This is a genomic window from Streptomyces sp. NBC_00038, assembly GCF_026343635.1.
Lineage (GTDB): Bacteria > Actinomycetota > Actinomycetes > Streptomycetales > Streptomycetaceae > Streptomyces.
The window spans coordinates 1-15,688 of record NZ_JAPELQ010000002.1; the positions used below are offsets into that span (position 1 = coordinate 1).

The window sequence follows — 15,688 nt, forward strand, 5'->3', positions numbered from 1 at the left end:
AGGACCGCCAACCACCCCCACCCCCACCGACAGCCAGAAAATATACCGGACGGACGGTTCACGGCAACGCCCCCACAGCTCGCACCGCACCGCCACGAAGGGGCCCACCCCGAACCACCCAGCCCACCACCCCCACCATCCGATCCCTTTCGGGGAATCTCGAGGAGAGGTCTGGGCAAGGCGCCCCGTAGTGTCCGCGTCCGCAGCGTGGCGCGAGGGCGAGAGCTTCGAAGACGCCCCGCAGACCGTCAGCAAGCGCACCCAACCGCCTTCTGCGCCCACCGGCCTTGCAGTTCCGCCCGCGTCCTGCTTGCTGCCTACTGCCTACGCAACAGCGCGCAGACGAAGTTCTCCTCCACGGCCCGCAGCCGCTCCAGCAGTTCCGGCTTGTTCGTCTTGTTGACCTGGGTGGTGAGGGAGACGGTCAGCGACCGCTTGCCATCCGGGGTGGCTGCGACCAGCTGCGTGTAGCCGGGGAAGTTGCCTGTATGGCCGTACACCACCCCGCAGCGGGTGGTGTACCGGAAGATGGCCAGACCGGCGTTGTTCGTGCCGGGACCCGCGGGTTCGGATGCGCCGTCCACCCACTTCAGCTGCTGACGGCGTGTCCGGTCGGAGACCAGCTTTCCGCCGGCGTAGCCGCGGATGAAGGCCGTCATGTCCTCCGGTGTCGAGATGATCCCGCCCGATGCCCACACACCCGACGCACTCAATACCTCGCTGATGTCCTCGGGCGGGTCCGGCGGCGTGACGTCGTAGCCGTGCATGTACGGCTCGGGCATCCGATAACCCTGCGGCAGGCTGGTGCTGCGCAGATCCAACGGCCGGTACACGAGCTGGGCGAGCAGATCTTCGTAGCGGCGGCCCGTCACCGCCTCCGCCATCAGTGCCACGGCGATGTTGTCGGAGTTGGAGTAGGCATACCGGGATCCCGGACGGAACCCCAACGGCTCGTCGGCCACGAAGTCCAGCAGTCGGCGGGAGTCGAAGTGGCGGCGCGGGTTTTCGGTCACCAGGGCCAGGAACTCCGGGGCCGCGCTGAAGTCCGGCAGTCCGCTCGTGTGGTTCAGGAGCTGCCGCAGCGTAACCCGATGCCATGCACGCGGCAGCCGGGGAAGCACCTTGCCGACGGTGTCGTTCAGACGTAGCTTCCCGCGGTCGACAAGCTGGAGGGAGACCGCGCCGGTGTACGCCTTGGCCGTACTGGCGATACGCATGTGGTCGGTGGCTTCGACCGGACGGCCGGTGCCCGTTTCGGCAACACCGGCCCGAAAGACCTCGCTGCGGGACCCGCGTTTGAGGACGGCAATCGCTCCAGGCGGTCCGCCGGGCGCAGTGGTCAGTTCCTGCAACTGCTGTCTCAGCTCGCGGCTGTCATCACCGGGGACATCCGCGGCTCGGGCCGAGGCATGCACCGGCCCGGCGATGCAGGCAGCGGCCAGCAGAACAACAAAGGGCAGGCAGACCCGCGAGGAACTGGGCACCAACACGGAAGGACTCCTGATACGTGAGCACGGTGGGACGTCCAGCTTCACCCGCCGACCAGGAACCTGCGCGCGGCCCTGCTCCAACCGGCCCACAGCCGCACACAGGCGACACCGCTCATAAGGCCGATCAACAGAGCACACACGGCAGAGCCGGGACTGGCCACGGCGGAGATCACCGCTACGACGACGCCACCGCGTAACCCAACCAACAACCACTCACCGCGCCACGACCAACCACGACGACGCACCACACGAACCAGGAAGCCGCGACCCGCGATCCCGCAGTCGCGGCCTACGGCTGCACTGCTACCTGAACGTACGCCAGAACTTAGATGGGACGTGCCTGCGGATTGAGGCCGCGCTCGGCGCACGGATCGAACGCCTTGGCAACAACGCCGGCCACTACGTCCTGGAGATCCAGGTCAAGGGCGACTATTAGAAGGCTTCCGCTTTCCGAACGTGATCGTGTGGTTCGAGGTTGGTGGGCGTGAACTCCGCCTGTGGGTGGGAGAGATGGGGCGGTTCGTCTGCTCGTCTTGTCCGTGGAGGTGGCTGTGCCGTCGGTGCTCGGAATGCTGGAGGCCCGGGAGAAGAAGGTCCGTGAGGAGGTGGCCCGGCTGCGGGAGGAGGCCGAGCGGGTGCAGGCCGCGCTCGTGGCGGCGGAAGGCGCCCTGGTGAGGCTGGCCGGCGCCCGGGAGACGGTGGCCGAGGTGCTGGGTGAACAGGCAGGTCAGGGCGGCGAGCTGACCTCTGGTGCGGTAGCGGGCTCGACCGTTCCGCACCGGGGTGTGGCTTCGTAACTGACAGGCGACACCACTTATCACCGAGTTTGGACAGCACTTGGTGATCACAGGGCCAGGAAATGTCGATGAGAACTGACACCGGCTGCTGGTCGTGCTACTGCCACACCAGTTCGGCGACGCGGCGGAAGTTGCCGCCCAGGATCGCGGCGACGGCGTTGTCGGGGTATCCCCGGGCAAGAAGTGCGTCTTCGACGGTCAGCAGGCCTTCCGGGGGCATGAAGTTGATCGGCCCCCAGCGGGTGTAGCAGTCGGGGAACAGCTCCGGGCTCTGTTCGAGCATCGCGTTGAAGTCTTCGTGGTCGAACGGGTAGTCGGTCGACACTCCGACGTGTTCCGGACCGACGAGGTCGACGGCGTAGTCGATGTGCCGTACCAGCGCGTCGATGGTGGCGTCGTTGGGGCCGAGGAAGATCCCGACACCGGTGATGCCGATGACCCCGCCCGTGGCGGCGCATTCCTTGGCCTGTTCGTCGGTGATGTTGCGGGGGTGGTCCCACACCGAGCGCATGCAGGAGTGGCTGTAGATCACCGGATTCTCGGAGACCTCGCACATGTCCAGCCCGGTACGGGCGCCGCAGTGGGATCCGTCTGCCACCATGCCGACGGCGTTCATCTCCCGTATCAGCGCCCGGCCGTAGGTGGTGAGCCCCTCGTCGACCTCGTCCAGGCAACCGCCGCCGGCCGCGTTGCGGTTGTTGTAGCTCGGCAGCATCGTACGGACGCCGAGATCGTAGAAGTGGCGCACTCGGTCCAACTGCCCATCGAGCGGACCGGAATCCTCCAGGTCAAAGGCCACCGCGACGTCACCCGCGCGCCCAGCGGCCTCGATGTCGTCGAGGTTCACAGCCAGCCGCAAACGGTGATCCGTGGCGATCCGCTCCCGCCAGCTTGCGATCAGGCCGTTGACGTCATCAGCGCTGTGGGGGGCATAGCCCACGTTCACCGAAACGAAGCTGCCCCCGGGCCTGCGGTAGCGGGCCAGTTCGCCGACATCTGCGCGTCTCTCCAAGGGCAGGCAGCAGTGCTGCTCCCACAGCAAGGGCGGGCGGCGCGGTCCTGAAGATTCTTTCGACACAGTACGCATCATGCCCGTACCTCATCGGTTCCAGGCTCGGCACCCACGCCTGGTGAGGTTAGCTGGCTGAGTTCTGTGCTGCGGCCCGGGCTTGGGTGATGGCGAGGCGGTAGGAGTCGGTGCCGGTCTGGATCAGGTTGCCGCCGAAGGTGAGCCGGTCGACGATGGCCGCGCAAAGGCGGGGGTCGGTGAAGGTCTTGGTCCAGCCGCTGAAACTCTCGTTCGAGGCGATGGCGACACTGTTCTTCTCCTCCCGCTCCGTCAGCACCTGGAACAGCAGCTCAGCGCCCCTGCGGTCCAGCTCCATATAGCCCAGCTCATCGATGCACAAAAGATCGACGCGGCCGTAGCGGGCGATGGTCTTGGTCAGCACCTTCTCGTCCGCGGCCTCGACCAGTTCGTTGACGAGTTTGGTGGCGAGCGTGTAGCGGACCCGGTAGCCGGCCATCGCGGCCTCGGTGCCCAGTGCGATCAGCAGGTGGGACTTGCCGGTGCCCGAGTCGCCGATCAGGCAGAGCGGCAGGCCCTTCTTGACCCACTCGCAGGTCGCCAGGGTGTGGATGACCGCCGGGTCGACGCTGGGGTTGGCCTCGAAGTCGAAGGCCCGCAGCGATTTCTCACGGGGGAAGGCGGCGGCCTTGATCCGCCGTTCCGAGCGGCGGCGGGCCCGGTCGTCGCACTCGGCCATTAGCAGCTCGGCGAGGAAGCCGCGATACGACATCTGGTCACGGGCGGCTGCTTCGGCCAGTTCGGGGAACTGGGCCCGAATGGTGGGCAGCCGCAGCATGCGGCATGCCTGGTCGACGGCGGCGTCAGCGGCCTGTTCGGTCAGCCCGCGGTGGCGTTTGAACGTCGTCATGGCCTGTCTCCCTCGACGGCGGATCGGTCCGGCCGCCGCGGTCGCAGCAGCTGGTCGTAGGCCGCGACCGACGGCAGCGGCCGGTTGTCGGGCGGCAGGTGGGCCAGCCGCCGTTCGGTCAGGAACGTCACACTCGCCCGGTCCGGCTGCGGATCTGCCGTGGCGGGTGGTGCCTCGTCGGCTTCGGCGGCCTTGCGTGCCTCCAGGGCGACCGCGTCCGCGGTCAATGCGCCGGCCCGCAGGGCGGCGGCGAGGCCGGTCACCAGGTATTCGTGGTGAAGGTGCCGGCCCAGCAGCAGGACCTCGATCAGAGCGCGGGTACCGTCCCGGTCGCCGTGGGCCTTGCAGGCCGCTGCCCACCACGCGTCGTGGACGGGGGTGAACTTGCCCGCGGAGCGGGCCTGTTCCAGCGCGGTCGCGCCGGGGAAAGCTCCGGGCTTGCGGACCAGGGCCTCCAGGTAGTGGTCCAGTTCCAGGCGGGACTGGCCCTTGGCGATCAGCCGTTCGTGCCGGGCGACTTCCTTGCGCCCGTCGTAGACGACGACCTCGGAAGCGTGCAGCATCACCCGGACGGTGCGGCCGATCAACCCCACGGGCACCGAGTAGCGGTTCGTGCGGACGCTGACCTGCGCGTACCGGTCCACCCGCAGGCTGAACAGTCGGCGGTCTCGAACGGCTCGTCCGGCAGTGGCCGCAGCAGCGGGCGTTCGACGCCGAAGTACTCGCCGATCGTCCTGGGCCGCGACCGGATGCGGCGGTCGTCGTCCTCGGCGTCCCATTGCTCGACCATCGCGTTGAGTTCGGCGAGGGAGGCGACTTCCGGGACGGGGACCAGGTGGTTGCGCCTGAACCAGCCGATCTGGCCTTCCACTCCGCCCTTCTCATGGGCCCCTTCGAGTCCTGGGCGGCAGTACATGCTTTCGATGCCGTAGTGCGAACGGAACGCAGTCCAGCGCTCGTTCTCCACTCTCGCTCTCGACAGGCCCAGCACCCGGGCGACCGCGGCCCGCAGGTTGTCATAGCGCACCTTGCCGCAGGGGACGCCGCCCAGCATGCTGAGAGCGTGGACGTGGCCTTCGAAGAACGCCTCCTGGCCGCACGAGGCGAAGATGCGGTGCACCGCCTTGCCGGAATACGACAGGCGCATCGCGAACAGGAACACCTTGACCTGCTCGCCGGCCAGACGGATCGTCACGTCCCCGAAGTCGACCTCGGCCTCTGCCCCCGGCAGGTGGGTCTGCGGGATGAACGCGTTCAGCGGACCGCGTCCCGCCTCGATCCGGATCTGCGGGCGGCGAACAGCGACATAGGCCCGCACCATCGGATAGGTCACCTCCACCGCGCCGTGCTCGTCCAGCAGCCGGTCGAAGATCCGCTTGACGGTGTGCCGCTGCTTGCGCGGCGCGTCCAGATCCGCCCGCAGCATCTGGTCGATCACCGGCTTGAACGCATCCAGCCGCGTCTTGCGGGGTGGCAGCTGCTTGCGCGGCTCCGGCCAGACGGACTCCACAGCCGCCTTCACCGTCCGGAAGCCCACCCCGTACTTGCGCTGCACGGCCCGGTTCGACATCCCGGCCCGGACATCACGGCGGATCGCCGCGTACAGATCGACCTTGGACTTCGGTGGCACCGGCGCCCCCTCACCACGCAGAGCACCACCAGCCTCCCACCGCAAGCACCCAAGTGGTATCAAAACTCGGCGATATCACTTTCCGTCAACACTGGGCGGTGTCGCCGCCGATCGACAACCGGTGTCAGGACTCGCCGATAAAGCCAGGGGTGGGAATGCCGTCGTTGAGGTGCTCGCGCCCGAATACCAGCAGATCCTGCGGGTCCTCGTTGTGCCGGAGGCGGCCGGTGGGATGCGGGTGAAGCAGATCCTGGCCGGGCTGCGGTGGGAGGCGACACCGACCCGGGTCGAGGGAGTGCGCTCGCGGGTCAAGCGGCTGGCTGCCCGCGGGTGGGTCACCGAGGTGCGGCCGAACGTATTCGTCTCCGCTATGACGACGGAGTCAGCTGCCGCGGGATGAAGGCGTTGCCGCGGCGTTCGGCGAGCCGGCTGCTCATGAGCATGGTCATCGACCACAGCACCATCGCCTCGTGCATCGCGGGCAGCGTCTCGTAGTCACGCACCAGACGACGCGAGCGCATCAGCCAGCTCAGCGTTCTCTCCACCACCCACCGTCGCGGCAGCACCACGAACCCGGTGGTGTCGTCGGTGCGGCGGACGATGTCGAGGGTGAGCTGGAGCTCTGAGCGGGCGAAGTCGACCAGACGGCAGGCATAGCCGCCGTCCGCCCAGACGAGACGGATCGAGAAATACTGCTCACGCAGCCGCGCCAGCAGCCCGATGCCGGCGTCGCGATCCTGCACGCTCGCCGCACTCACCAGCACCGTCAGGACCAGGCCGAGACAGTCCACCACCACATGCCGCTTGCGCCCGCCCACCCGCTTGCCGCCGTCCCAGCCCGACGTCGCGCGCGGGATGTTCGCCGCGGCCCGCACCGACTGCGAGTCCACGATCGCAGCCGAAGGATCCACCGAACGGCCCTCCCTGACGCGTACGCGGTCGCGTAGCCGGTCATGGAATTCGGCCAGCAGGCCGGTGGCCTGCCAGCGGCGGGCGAAGACATGCACCCGCCTCAACGGCGGGAAGTCCGCAGGCAGGTTGACCCACTTCACCACGTTGTCCACGACATAGCGGACCTCATCCAACATCACGCGATGGCAGTACCCCTCCGGCCGCCCGCCCTGGCCCTGGAGCCAGGCCGGAACCGGCAGCAACGGCCGGACGACCTGCCACTCCGACTCGCTCATATCGGAGCCGTAGCACGAGGTCCGGTCCGTCCGGTCCGCGGCGTTTCCGAACCGGTGCGCGAGACAATCGCACGGCGACACGCGGGAGTTGGACGCGACAGCCGTGGTCACGCAAGACTGCGACAACAGGGTCTCCTGGGTGTTCGAGTGGCTTCGCGACCCCGAGCTACCGAGGGGCCCTGTCTTCATGCGCCGACGCCGCAGCGATCACCCGATCCAGCACCCAGTTCGACTGACCACACCCATCGACCGGTATGCGGAAGCCTTCTCAGACGGTGGCATCCTGCTGTTCCAGCCATTTGGTAATCAGCTGGTTTGTTTCCTCAGGCATTTCCTCCTGGATCCAGTGCCCGCAGTCCAGGCCGACAACTTCCACGTTGGGCACGAACTCTGTCAGGGTTTCGGACCTCGGGACCCCAAGGTCCCGGTCGCCGTAGATCATGAGGGCGGGCTGCTGGATGATCGGGTCCACGTCCGCCAGCTGGTGCCAGTTGCGGTCGAGGTTCCGGTACCAGTTGATGCCGCCCGTGAATCCCGACGTTTCGAACCCGGAGATGTAGACGGCCAGGTCGCTGTCGCTCATGACAGGCTCACCAAGCGGTGCTTCCGCTAGGGCGAGGTTGATAAACGCCATGCCCGGCTCAGGGGGCGCCGGGGGAACGTTCTTCCGGTAGAGGTTGCGGAGAAACTGGCTTGTGTTCGCATCGAACACGGCGTCCGCAACGCCCGGCTGTCGATTGAAGTGGACGAAGTAGAAGTCGCCGCCGAGGAACTGTTCCATGACCTCGATCCACGGCGTTTCACCGCGCACCTGGTAAGGCAAGGACAGGTTGATCACCTTGTTCACACGGTTGGGGTGCAGCAGGGTCAGTCCCCAGACGACGAACGCACCCCAGTCATGGCCGACGAAGGTGGCGTCTTCGTATCCGTAGTGGTCGAGGAGCGCGACGAGGTCGCCCGACAGGTGCTCGATATCGTAGTCGGTCACTTCGGCCGGGCGGGATGAGTTGCCGTAACCCCGCTGGTTCGGTGCGATGACGTGGTAGCCGGCTTCGGCGAGGACGGGCATCAGATGACGCCAGGAGTACGCGTGCTCAGGCCAGCCGTGGCAGAGCACGATGGGCTTTCCCTTGTTTTCTCGTCCTGCTTCGAAGACTTCGAGTTCCACGCCGTTGACCGGAACAATGGTGGGCTTGGAGAAATCGCTAGAATTGGTCATCGTGTTTCCTTATTGCCTTTCGGGGTGATTGGGCTTAGGTGAAGTTCCCGAAGAGTTCGGGCTGTTGAATCACGAACTCTTTGCGCGGGAAACCCTGTGCGGAATGAAAGTCTGAACGCGAGACGACGGTTGCGCTTCGTGACAGCGCCTTCTTGGGGCTCCCTATAAGCCTCCGCGGGCCTTGATGCCCTTGATCTGCGCGTTGACCGAGCGGTCGATCATGATGGCCGCTCGGACCTTGCCATCGACGCCACCATCCGCTCCAAGCGGGCCAGCCGCGTCTTCTCGGTACGGGCGGTGACCAGACCGAGGTACAGGGCGAACTGGTCGGACTTGCCGAGCGTGTCGTAGAACACCCGCGCTGCAGGGTTCGCGTCGAGGGCTTCGATGAGATCCGGTGGTGCGGTGGCGTTCTTCTGCGAGGTGTATGCCGTCTCCCAGCGGCCGTCCGCCCGCGCCGCCTCGACCTCGGCCAGGCCGCGGGGGCGCATCCGGCCTGCCGCGATCAGGGCCTCGGCCTTGTCGACGTTCACCTGCGACCAGGCGGAGCGGGGGCGGCGGGGTGTCGTGCGCTGCAGAAAGTACGAGTCGTCGAAGCCTCGCCGCTGACCGTCGATCCAGCCAAAGCAGAGCACCGTGTCGACCATCTCTTCCCAGGTGAGCGACGAGATGCCGGTATGCTTCTTGGCGATCTTCACCCAGAGCGCGGCCTTCTCCCCGTGATGCTCTTCGAGCCACGCCTCCAGCTCGGCCGGGCTCGCGGGGACAAGGATCTCGACGCCGTCCTCGTGTTTCTGCATAAACCGCAGACTAGAGGCTATATAGGACAGATGGTGACCTACTCAAGCGGCCCGCTCAGGCGACCTGAACGGTTCACTACTTGGCGAGCTTCGCCCCTGCTTGCCTCAGGTCACCCGTCGAGTTGATGAACTGCTTGAGCTGGCTTGGGATGTTGCCGTAGCGGGTCGGCGAACCGACCGCAGGGTCTAGCCAAGGCGGCGACCGACACAGATGTGCTTGGGGCGATTCGACTCCCACAAGGGGCCTTCGGGACGCCGCCCTGGAGTATCGGTGGACTGGTGACCATTGGGCGGCAGTGCCACTCCCGTGGCGGGGTGGGTGTCCACCGCGGTGGACACCCACCCCGCTGCCGCTCCTGTCTCTGAGAAGGCTTCCGCATACCGGTCGATGGGTGTGGTCAGTCGAACTGGGTGCTAGATCGGGTGATCGCCGCGGCGTCGGCGCATGAAGACTTCTTCTCCCGGGCCTCCAGCACTCCGAGCACCGACGGCACAGCCACCTCCACGGACAAGACGAGCAGACGAACCACCCCATCTCTCCCACCCACAGGCGGAGTTCACGCCCACCAACCTCGAACCACACGATCACGTTCGGAAAGCGGAAGCCTTCTAGGTCAAGAAGGCGGCCCGCTGCTGGTCCACGACGCGATCATGACTCTGATCGGCGACCGCACCGATGGCTACATCCTCATCACCAGCACCAGCACCAGCACCAGCACCAGCGGCACGCTCGACGAGCCCTCACAGTGGCGCGCGTTCCGCTCCGTAGCCCGGCGCGCTGGGCTGCCGCAGGCGAACGTCGGCCCACGCTCGATCAAGCACTCCGCGATCAACCACGCTCTGGACCGGCCGGCGCGCGTCAAGACAAGATCCAGCAGAGAGGGGGTGGGCAGGAATGGCCCAGGCGACGCAGTTTTCGGACACCAGCAAGCGGGGCCGGAACGGAAATCGGTGCGGTCCTGAGCAGTTCAAGTTCGCGTTCTGGCGCTTGAACCGCAACTGAAAGCGTGAGCATGAGATCCGTCCCGAGCAGCTGGAGGCTCAGTCGCGGGCGGCCGAGCGCAAGGCCGGCCGCGAACGCGAGGTCCTCGCCGAGCTGGCCCACGGCCGCTCCAACCGTGAGATCGCCAAATCCCTTGTCCTGTCGGAAAAGACCGTCAAGACGCACGTCAGCGCGACCCTGTCCAAGCTCGGCGTGCAGGACCGGACGCAAGCGGCCTTGCACGCCGTCCGAACCGGCTTGCTCGACTGACCCACTCGTCCCCCGCCCCCTCGTCGTGCAGGGAAGGACGCCTTACCTGCACTCAACGCGGGTAAGGCGTCCTTCCCGTGCACAACAGCAGCGCCCGGATCCCGGGCGCTAGTTCCGGGTCAGGAGCACGCGGTAGGCGTTGGAGTAGCCGTGCTTTCGGCCGTACGGTGCGAAAAGCTTGTCGCCGAGGAACGCGAGCACCATCAGTGGCACCGAGATGACCATGCTGGCCTTGCGCGCGAACTTGCGCAGCGGACTCGGCGGCTTGGGGTGCCACGGCACGTCGTTGCCGCCGACGATCCAGTTGGCCCACAACGCGAAGGCGGCGACCATGTCCATGCCGCCGTGCGGCTCGGACCGCTGTTCCTCCACCACGGCGAAGCCGACGTCCTCGGCCGCCTTCTTCAGGTTGGCGATGGGCATCAGGTTCAGGTGCTGGGGCTGGAGCCAGGGCATCCAGTAGCGGCCGAGGATGCGGCCCCACCTGCACTCGGGATCGGGCAGTTCGATGACGAGGTACCCGCCGGGCGACAGGACGGCGGCCGCGGCGGCCAGCTCAGCCTTCGGGGCGAGGGTGTGCTCCAAGTAGTGGAACATGCTGAGCACGTCGTAGTTCCCGGTCAGTTCCGCGGTCATCTCCGGGAAGTTACCCCGGAATCCGCGCGTGATCCAGCCATGCTCCTGGGCCAGCTCGACGCCGGCGCTCATGTCGAGGCCGTGGAACTCGGTGTCGGGCAAGATCTCCGCGGCTGCCTTGCAGAAGTGGCCGTGCCCGGTACCGACGTCCAGCCAGCGCTTGGGCTGGTGATGCTGGGTGAGCAGCGAGGCCCGGTCCTTGAGCCCGGCGGCGTTGCCCTCGAACATGGCGGCCATCTGCTGCTCGCCGAGACCGTCGTAGCAGTCCCGGTAGTAGAACTCCAGCCCGGCCAGGCTCAGCCGAGGGTTCTGGAAGGTGTGTCGGCAGTCGAGGCATTCGGCCAGTTCGAACCGGCCCGGCTTGTGCTGCAACAGGTCCACGGTGCGCAGCCGGGTCGACAGCCGGGCGCTGCCGCACCAGGGGCAGTCGGTGCGACGAGGTTCGTATAAGCGGTCCAGTCCGGCCGCGATGTCGGCGAGGTACTGGGGACGCCGCGCGGCGACAGGGTCCGTCTCCGGCAGGGGGGAAGCGGTCACACGCCGCAGCGTAGCGGCGATCAACGCCCGCTGTCTGCGCGTTGACGGTGGTAAAAGCGGGCGGCCCGGGCCCGGTTGCCGCACGACGGCTGGCAGAACTCCTGACAGCCGTGGACCTTCACGAAATACCGGACGCAGCGGGGCACGGTGCAGGCGGTCGGTTTCCAGAAAGGCGGTCAGCGCTGCACCGACATGACCGGTCCCGTCGGCCGCATGATGAAGACCGCGGCGCTCGCCTGGTGCTCGTCGACGGCATCGACCGGCTGGAGAATTCTGAACTGAAGGCGGCCTTCGGCTACCTCGCCAGCGAGTTCAGCGTCTCCTTCGCCTCTTGCGGCCCCGGTGCCCGTGACATCGTCAACGCCGCTCGTCGCGGCAAACGGGCCGCGGCGCCCCCAGATGGCATTCCAACTCTCGCGGTCAACCCGATCCCCTGCAGTCCCGACGCCTACGACGTCTGGCACGAAGTCATCAAGTTTTCGACCAGGACCTGCGGCTGCACCACCATGCCCCCGGTGACCTCCTCAAGCTCGCCGCCCACCTGCACGAACGCACCAGCGGCCATACGAGGCCGTGGTCCCACCTGGTCTGCCAGGCAGTCCAGGAAGCCATCGAAACCGGCGCCGAAGCCATCACCCGGGAGCCGCTGGACAACCAGCGGGCGGGACGTTGCGACGATGATCCGATTCTGTAGAACTGACGCGCGTCTCTTCAGACCCTCCGGTCGCTACGGCTCCTCGGATATCCCCGCTACAGGTTCCTGCCTGGCACATCAGCCCCTCCTTGCTCTGCCTTCTCGCATCGCCCGCGCCGAGCAGAGAGCGCCGACGTTCACAAGGGCTCACAGGAACCACAAAGCAAGACGGTAACCGTTTTCATTTTAAAAGGGATGGTCAAGATCCCCTGTCCGTCGCACCCCGCCTGGCAGAGTCACCTCCGCCCCCCATGGTGAGGAGATTCTCAGGTGAGACGATTGCTGACCGCTGTCGCCACAAGCACCTTCCTGCTGTTAACCGTACCGACGGTTCCCTCCGCCGCCGCGACCCCCGCACGGCCCACCTCCACCATCGCTTGGAGCACCTGCACGGATACGACGCTGGCCCAGGCCGGCGCCGAGTGCGGCACGCTCCGGGTCCCCCTCGACCACGCCCAGCCTGCCGGCACCCAGATCACCCTGGCACTGTCGCGGATCCGGCACACCGTGCCGGACGGCGAGTACCAGGGCGTGGTGCTCGCCGCCCCCAACCCGCTGGGCGGCTCCGGGTACACCGACCCGCTGCAGGGCGCCCTGCTGCCCGAGAACGCGGGCGCCGCCTACGACTGGGTGGGATTCGCCCGGCGCGGCCTGTCCCCGAGCGCACCCGCGCTGTCCTGCGAACCCGGCTACTTCGGCTATGACCGGCCGGCGTACGAGCCCGCGTCTGCCGCCGAGGAGCAGGCGTGGCTGGACCGGACCGAGGGCTACGCCCAGGCATGCGACACCGGCAGCCAGTCGGCGCTGCTCGACCACATGAAGGCAACCGACACCGCCGCGGACATGGAGGCCATCCGCACCGCGCTCGGGGCCGGGCAACTCAACATCTACGCACACTCCTACGGCACCTACATCGCCCAGGTCTACGCCACCCTGCACCCGCGACAGGTCCGCCGGATGGTGCTCGACAGCAACGTCGATCCGACACGCGTCTGGTACAACGCCGCCAACTTCGACCAGAACGTCCAGATGCAGGACAACCTGGAGCTCTGGTTCGCCTGGCTCGCCTCGCACGACGACGTCTACCACCTCGGCGCCACGACCGAGGCCGTGACCCAGCAGTGGGAGGACCAGCTCGCCGCGGTGACCGCCGCGCCGGCCGACGGGGCGATAGGCCCCGACGAGTGGATCGACATCTTCCTGGTGTCCCCCTACTTCCAGGCGAGTTGGCCCTTCCTCGGGTCGGCGTTCTCCGGCTGGGTGCACGGCGGCGACGGCGTGACGCTCAAGGCACTGTTCGACCAGCTCATGCAGTACGGCAACGACAACACCTACGCGGCCCTGCTCGCCGAGGTGTGCACGGACGCGCCTTGGCCGTCGGACTGGGCCAGATGGCAGGCCGACACCCAGGCCACCGCGGCACTGGCGCCGACCACCACTTGGGGCAACACCTGGTTCAACGCGCCCTGCCGGACTTGGGGCGCCGAGGCCGGAACCCCCGTGAAGGTGGACGGCTCAAAAGTGGCCGGCGCGCTGCTGATCGACGAAACGCTCGACGCGGCAACGCCGTTCGAGAGCAGCCTCCAAGTCCGGTCGCTGTTCCCGCACTCGTCGCTCGTCAGCGTCCCGGGCGGCACCAGCAACGGCGCCACGCCGGGCAGCAACACCTGCGTGGACGCGACGATCGCCGCCTACCTCACCACCGGCACACTGCCGACCCGCGTCCCGGGCCGCCAGGCCGATCTTGAGTGCGCGGCCTCGCCGCTGCCCACGCCGACCGGCTGAGACGCTCCCCGAACGGGCCCGGCCGGCAGTGACGACCCGGTCGGGTCCGCTCCCCCGCGCGACTCAGCTCCAGGGAGCTGCGGGATCGCGCCACCTACCCGCGCGGTTGCCTCGGCGCCAGATACTGGTTCTGGCTCACCGGCGCATGGCACTGCGCATCAGTTCCTCGAGGGCGCGTTCACCTGTGGGTGTCTGCGCCCCGTTGCGCAGTCCTCGGCCTATCAATTGCTGAACAGCGGGCAAAGCAATCTGAGTGGCCCACGCCTCGTTCTCGCGGAGGAGTCCGTCCGTGATGTGTTCGGCGGGCAATGCGCGCTTGGCCGCTTCGATGACACCATCGGGCAGGGCAGCGATATTGCGGGCGATACGGTCGACGTACTCATCGAGTTGGTCGGCTGGCAGAGCCCGGTTGATCCAGCCGTAAGACGCTGCGGTCTCGGCATCGAACAGGTCTGCGGTGAGAACCACCTCCAGTGCACGGTTGCGGCCCACGCGGTCACGGAGGTACTGCGTTCCGCCTCCGCCGGGGACGATGCCCATGAGCGCTTCGATCTGGCCGATTCCGGCGGTCTCGGCAGCGGCGAATGCCATGTCCGCTGCGGCTACGAATTCCGCCCCGCCTCCGCGGGTCTTCCCGGCGAGCTTCACGATGGTCACCTGGGGCTGATGTCGGAGGACCTCGCCTACGGCCTGGAACACGTTGACGTCCGTCGGCGCCGACGCAGCGAGCTGCTCCAGAACGTCCATCCTCTCCCCGATCCGCATGTCCACATGAGCGAGGAAGAACTCCGGGTTGGCGCTGGAGAAGACGATCACCCGGACCGATGAATCGCCCCTCAAGGCGTCCAGCGCCGTACGGAGCTCGCGCATCATCGTCGCGTCGAGCACGTTCACCGGCGGGTTGTCGAGGACGATCCGGGCGACGCCGTCTTCGATGCTCACGTGCAGAGTCGAGTAGACATTGGTGGTCAAGAGGCTCTCCGTCAGTTACCGATAGGTGTGTAGGTTTGCAATGCATACCTACCGTCGGCGACGCCTCTGGGACCGTCAAGAACGCACTCTGGGAGAACCAAGGATCATGAGGGATACCGCCCCGCACGGCCTTGACGCGGGAACACACATCGTTTTCCGGGCGGACTGCCCCACCCGGCCGATCCTCGACCAGATAGCAGACAAGTGGTCGATGATGGTCATGGCGCTTCTGGAGCGGCCGATGCGGTTCAATGAGCTGAAACGCCGCTTGGAAGGTGTGACGCAGCGTGTCCTCACTCAGACGCTGCGCCGTCTTGAGCGGAACGGCATGATCCAGCGGAAGGTACTGCCGACCTCACCGGTCGGCGTCGAGTACTCGCTCACGGCGCTGGGCGAGTCCCTGCGCGAGCCTTTCGGGCATCTTTACAACTGGACGGTCGAGCACAGCGAGGAAATCCAGAATTGCCAGCGGGCGTACGCCAGCAGGACTGACACATAGCCGCCTGCTCAATCACCCATAGACATGTCATCCGAGGCTGGGCCCCTGGTCTGATGCGGATGGAGAGCGTGGTCTGGACGAGCAGGGTGAGCGCTGCCCGAGAGCCGACGTCGGCCGTGGGCGTGGTCACCATGGTGGTCCGGTCCTGATCCGCAGCGGCTCGATCACCGACCCCAGTTCGTCGTCGACTTCCCACACCTTCGGCCGAGCCACCCCGCCCCCCAGATCACCGTTCCCCAATTGATCCAACCAC

General features: G+C 67.0%; 13 protein-coding genes and 3 pseudogenes. 6 read left to right on the top strand and 10 right to left on the bottom strand.

From position 1 onward, the window contains the following. Positions 1 to 317: 317 nt before the first annotated feature. Positions 318 to 1,415, bottom strand: a complete 1,098-nt coding sequence (locus tag OG219_RS43055) for a serine hydrolase (RefSeq protein ID WP_266837890.1) — start codon at positions 1,413 to 1,415, stop codon at positions 318 to 320. Positions 1,416 to 2,041: 626 nt separating this feature from the next. Between OG219_RS43055 and OG219_RS43060 the strand changes: the two genes are divergently transcribed. After that, a complete protein-coding gene (locus tag OG219_RS43060; protein ID WP_266836439.1) occupies positions 2,042 to 2,287 on the top strand; it encodes a hypothetical protein in 246 nt (81 codons plus the stop codon). Positions 2,288 to 2,384: 97 nt separating this feature from the next. Here the strand turns inward: OG219_RS43060 and OG219_RS43065 are convergent, their stop codons facing one another. From OG219_RS43065 to istA, 3 genes and pseudogenes are all read right to left on the bottom strand, one after another. Beyond that, positions 2,385 to 3,374 carry a dipeptidase gene (locus OG219_RS43065; RefSeq protein ID WP_266837892.1) on the bottom strand — a complete coding sequence of 330 codons (990 nt, stop codon included), beginning with the start codon at positions 3,372 to 3,374 and terminating at the stop codon, positions 2,385 to 2,387. Positions 3,375 to 3,423: 49 nt separating this feature from the next. Continuing rightward, a complete protein-coding gene (gene istB / locus OG219_RS43070) occupies positions 3,424 to 4,224 on the bottom strand; it encodes an IS21-like element helper ATPase IstB (protein ID WP_266836440.1) in 801 nt (266 codons plus the stop codon). Further along, positions 4,221 to 5,794 (bottom strand): annotated as a pseudogene (gene istA, locus OG219_RS43075) (IS21 family transposase). The gene istB and the pseudogene istA overlap by 4 nt, the downstream one beginning before the upstream one ends. Positions 5,795 to 6,023: 229 nt before the next feature. Here istA and OG219_RS43080 point away from each other — a divergent pair. Then, positions 6,024 to 6,254: a hypothetical protein gene (locus OG219_RS43080; RefSeq protein WP_266836441.1), complete on the top strand. Its 231-nt coding sequence runs from the start codon at positions 6,024 to 6,026 to the stop codon at positions 6,252 to 6,254. Here OG219_RS43080 and OG219_RS43085 read toward each other — a convergent pair. From OG219_RS43085 to OG219_RS43095, 3 genes are all read right to left on the bottom strand, one after another. After that, positions 6,223 to 7,041 carry an IS5 family transposase gene (locus OG219_RS43085; RefSeq protein ID WP_266836442.1) on the bottom strand — a complete coding sequence of 273 codons (819 nt, stop codon included), beginning with the start codon at positions 7,039 to 7,041 and terminating at the stop codon, positions 6,223 to 6,225. The genes OG219_RS43080 and OG219_RS43085 overlap by 32 nt on opposite strands. 268 nt (positions 7,042 to 7,309) lie before the next feature. Further along, positions 7,310 to 8,260 (bottom strand): alpha/beta fold hydrolase, encoded by a 951-nt coding sequence (locus OG219_RS43090; RefSeq protein WP_266836443.1) that lies wholly within the window; start codon positions 8,258 to 8,260, stop codon positions 7,310 to 7,312. Positions 8,261 to 8,478: 218 nt separating this feature from the next. Next, the gene (locus OG219_RS43095) at positions 8,479 to 9,060 is read right to left on the bottom strand and encodes a YdeI family protein (protein WP_266836444.1); all 582 of its coding nucleotides are present in this window, start codon (positions 9,058 to 9,060) and stop codon (positions 8,479 to 8,481) included. Positions 9,061 to 9,711: 651 nt separating this feature from the next. Between OG219_RS43095 and OG219_RS43100 the strand changes: the two genes are divergently transcribed. Next, a complete protein-coding gene (locus OG219_RS43100) occupies positions 9,712 to 10,023 on the top strand; it encodes a hypothetical protein (RefSeq protein ID WP_266836445.1) in 312 nt (103 codons plus the stop codon). Between the two features lie 109 nt (positions 10,024 to 10,132). Next, positions 10,133 to 10,312, top strand: a pseudogene (locus OG219_RS43105) (response regulator transcription factor); the annotation flags it as partial. 108 nt (positions 10,313 to 10,420) lie between these two features. Here OG219_RS43105 and OG219_RS43110 read toward each other — a convergent pair. Both OG219_RS43110 and OG219_RS43115 read right to left on the bottom strand, forming a co-directional pair. After that, complete coding sequence (locus OG219_RS43110; protein WP_266836446.1) at positions 10,421 to 11,485, bottom strand: class I SAM-dependent methyltransferase; 1,065 nt, start codon at positions 11,483 to 11,485, stop codon at positions 10,421 to 10,423. Between the two features lie 20 nt (positions 11,486 to 11,505). Further along, positions 11,506 to 11,640, bottom strand: a pseudogene (locus OG219_RS43115) (CGNR zinc finger domain-containing protein); the annotation flags it as partial. A gap of 809 nt (positions 11,641 to 12,449) precedes the next feature. Between OG219_RS43115 and OG219_RS43120 the strand changes: the two are divergent. Beyond that, entirely contained in the window at positions 12,450 to 13,964 is a 1,515-nt protein-coding gene (locus tag OG219_RS43120) for an alpha/beta fold hydrolase (protein ID WP_266836447.1), read from the top strand. A gap of 135 nt (positions 13,965 to 14,099) precedes the next feature. Here OG219_RS43120 and OG219_RS43125 read toward each other — a convergent pair whose 3' ends face one another. After that, positions 14,100 to 14,936, bottom strand: coding sequence for an enoyl-CoA hydratase/isomerase family protein (locus OG219_RS43125; RefSeq protein WP_266836448.1), 837 nt, complete (start codon positions 14,934 to 14,936; stop codon positions 14,100 to 14,102). Positions 14,937 to 15,042: 106 nt separating this feature from the next. On the opposite strand from OG219_RS43125, the gene OG219_RS43130 reads away from it, so the two are divergent. Then, positions 15,043 to 15,435, top strand: a complete 393-nt coding sequence (locus tag OG219_RS43130) for a helix-turn-helix domain-containing protein (protein ID WP_266836449.1) — start codon at positions 15,043 to 15,045, stop codon at positions 15,433 to 15,435. Positions 15,436 to 15,688: the final 253 nt, after the last annotated feature.

Excerpts from the sequence above, each read along its gene's own strand:
- OG219_RS43095 (WP_266836444.1), bottom strand. The coding sequence starts at position 9,060 with ATGCAGAAACACGAGGACGGCGTCGAGATCCTTGTCCCCGCGAGCCCG.
- OG219_RS43130 (WP_266836449.1), top strand. The coding sequence starts at position 15,043 with ATGAGGGATACCGCCCCGCACGGCCTTGACGCGGGAACACACATCGTT.
- OG219_RS43100 (WP_266836445.1), top strand. The coding sequence starts at position 9,712 with ATGACTCTGATCGGCGACCGCACCGATGGCTACATCCTCATCACCAGC.
- istB (WP_266836440.1), bottom strand. The coding sequence starts at position 4,224 with ATGACGACGTTCAAACGCCACCGCGGGCTGACCGAACAGGCCGCTGAC.
- OG219_RS43065 (WP_266837892.1), bottom strand. The coding sequence starts at position 3,374 with ATGCGTACTGTGTCGAAAGAATCTTCAGGACCGCGCCGCCCGCCCTTG.
- OG219_RS43085 (WP_266836442.1), bottom strand. The coding sequence starts at position 7,041 with ATGAGCGAGTCGGAGTGGCAGGTCGTCCGGCCGTTGCTGCCGGTTCCG.
- OG219_RS43090 (WP_266836443.1), bottom strand. The coding sequence starts at position 8,260 with ATGACCAATTCTAGCGATTTCTCCAAGCCCACCATTGTTCCGGTCAAC.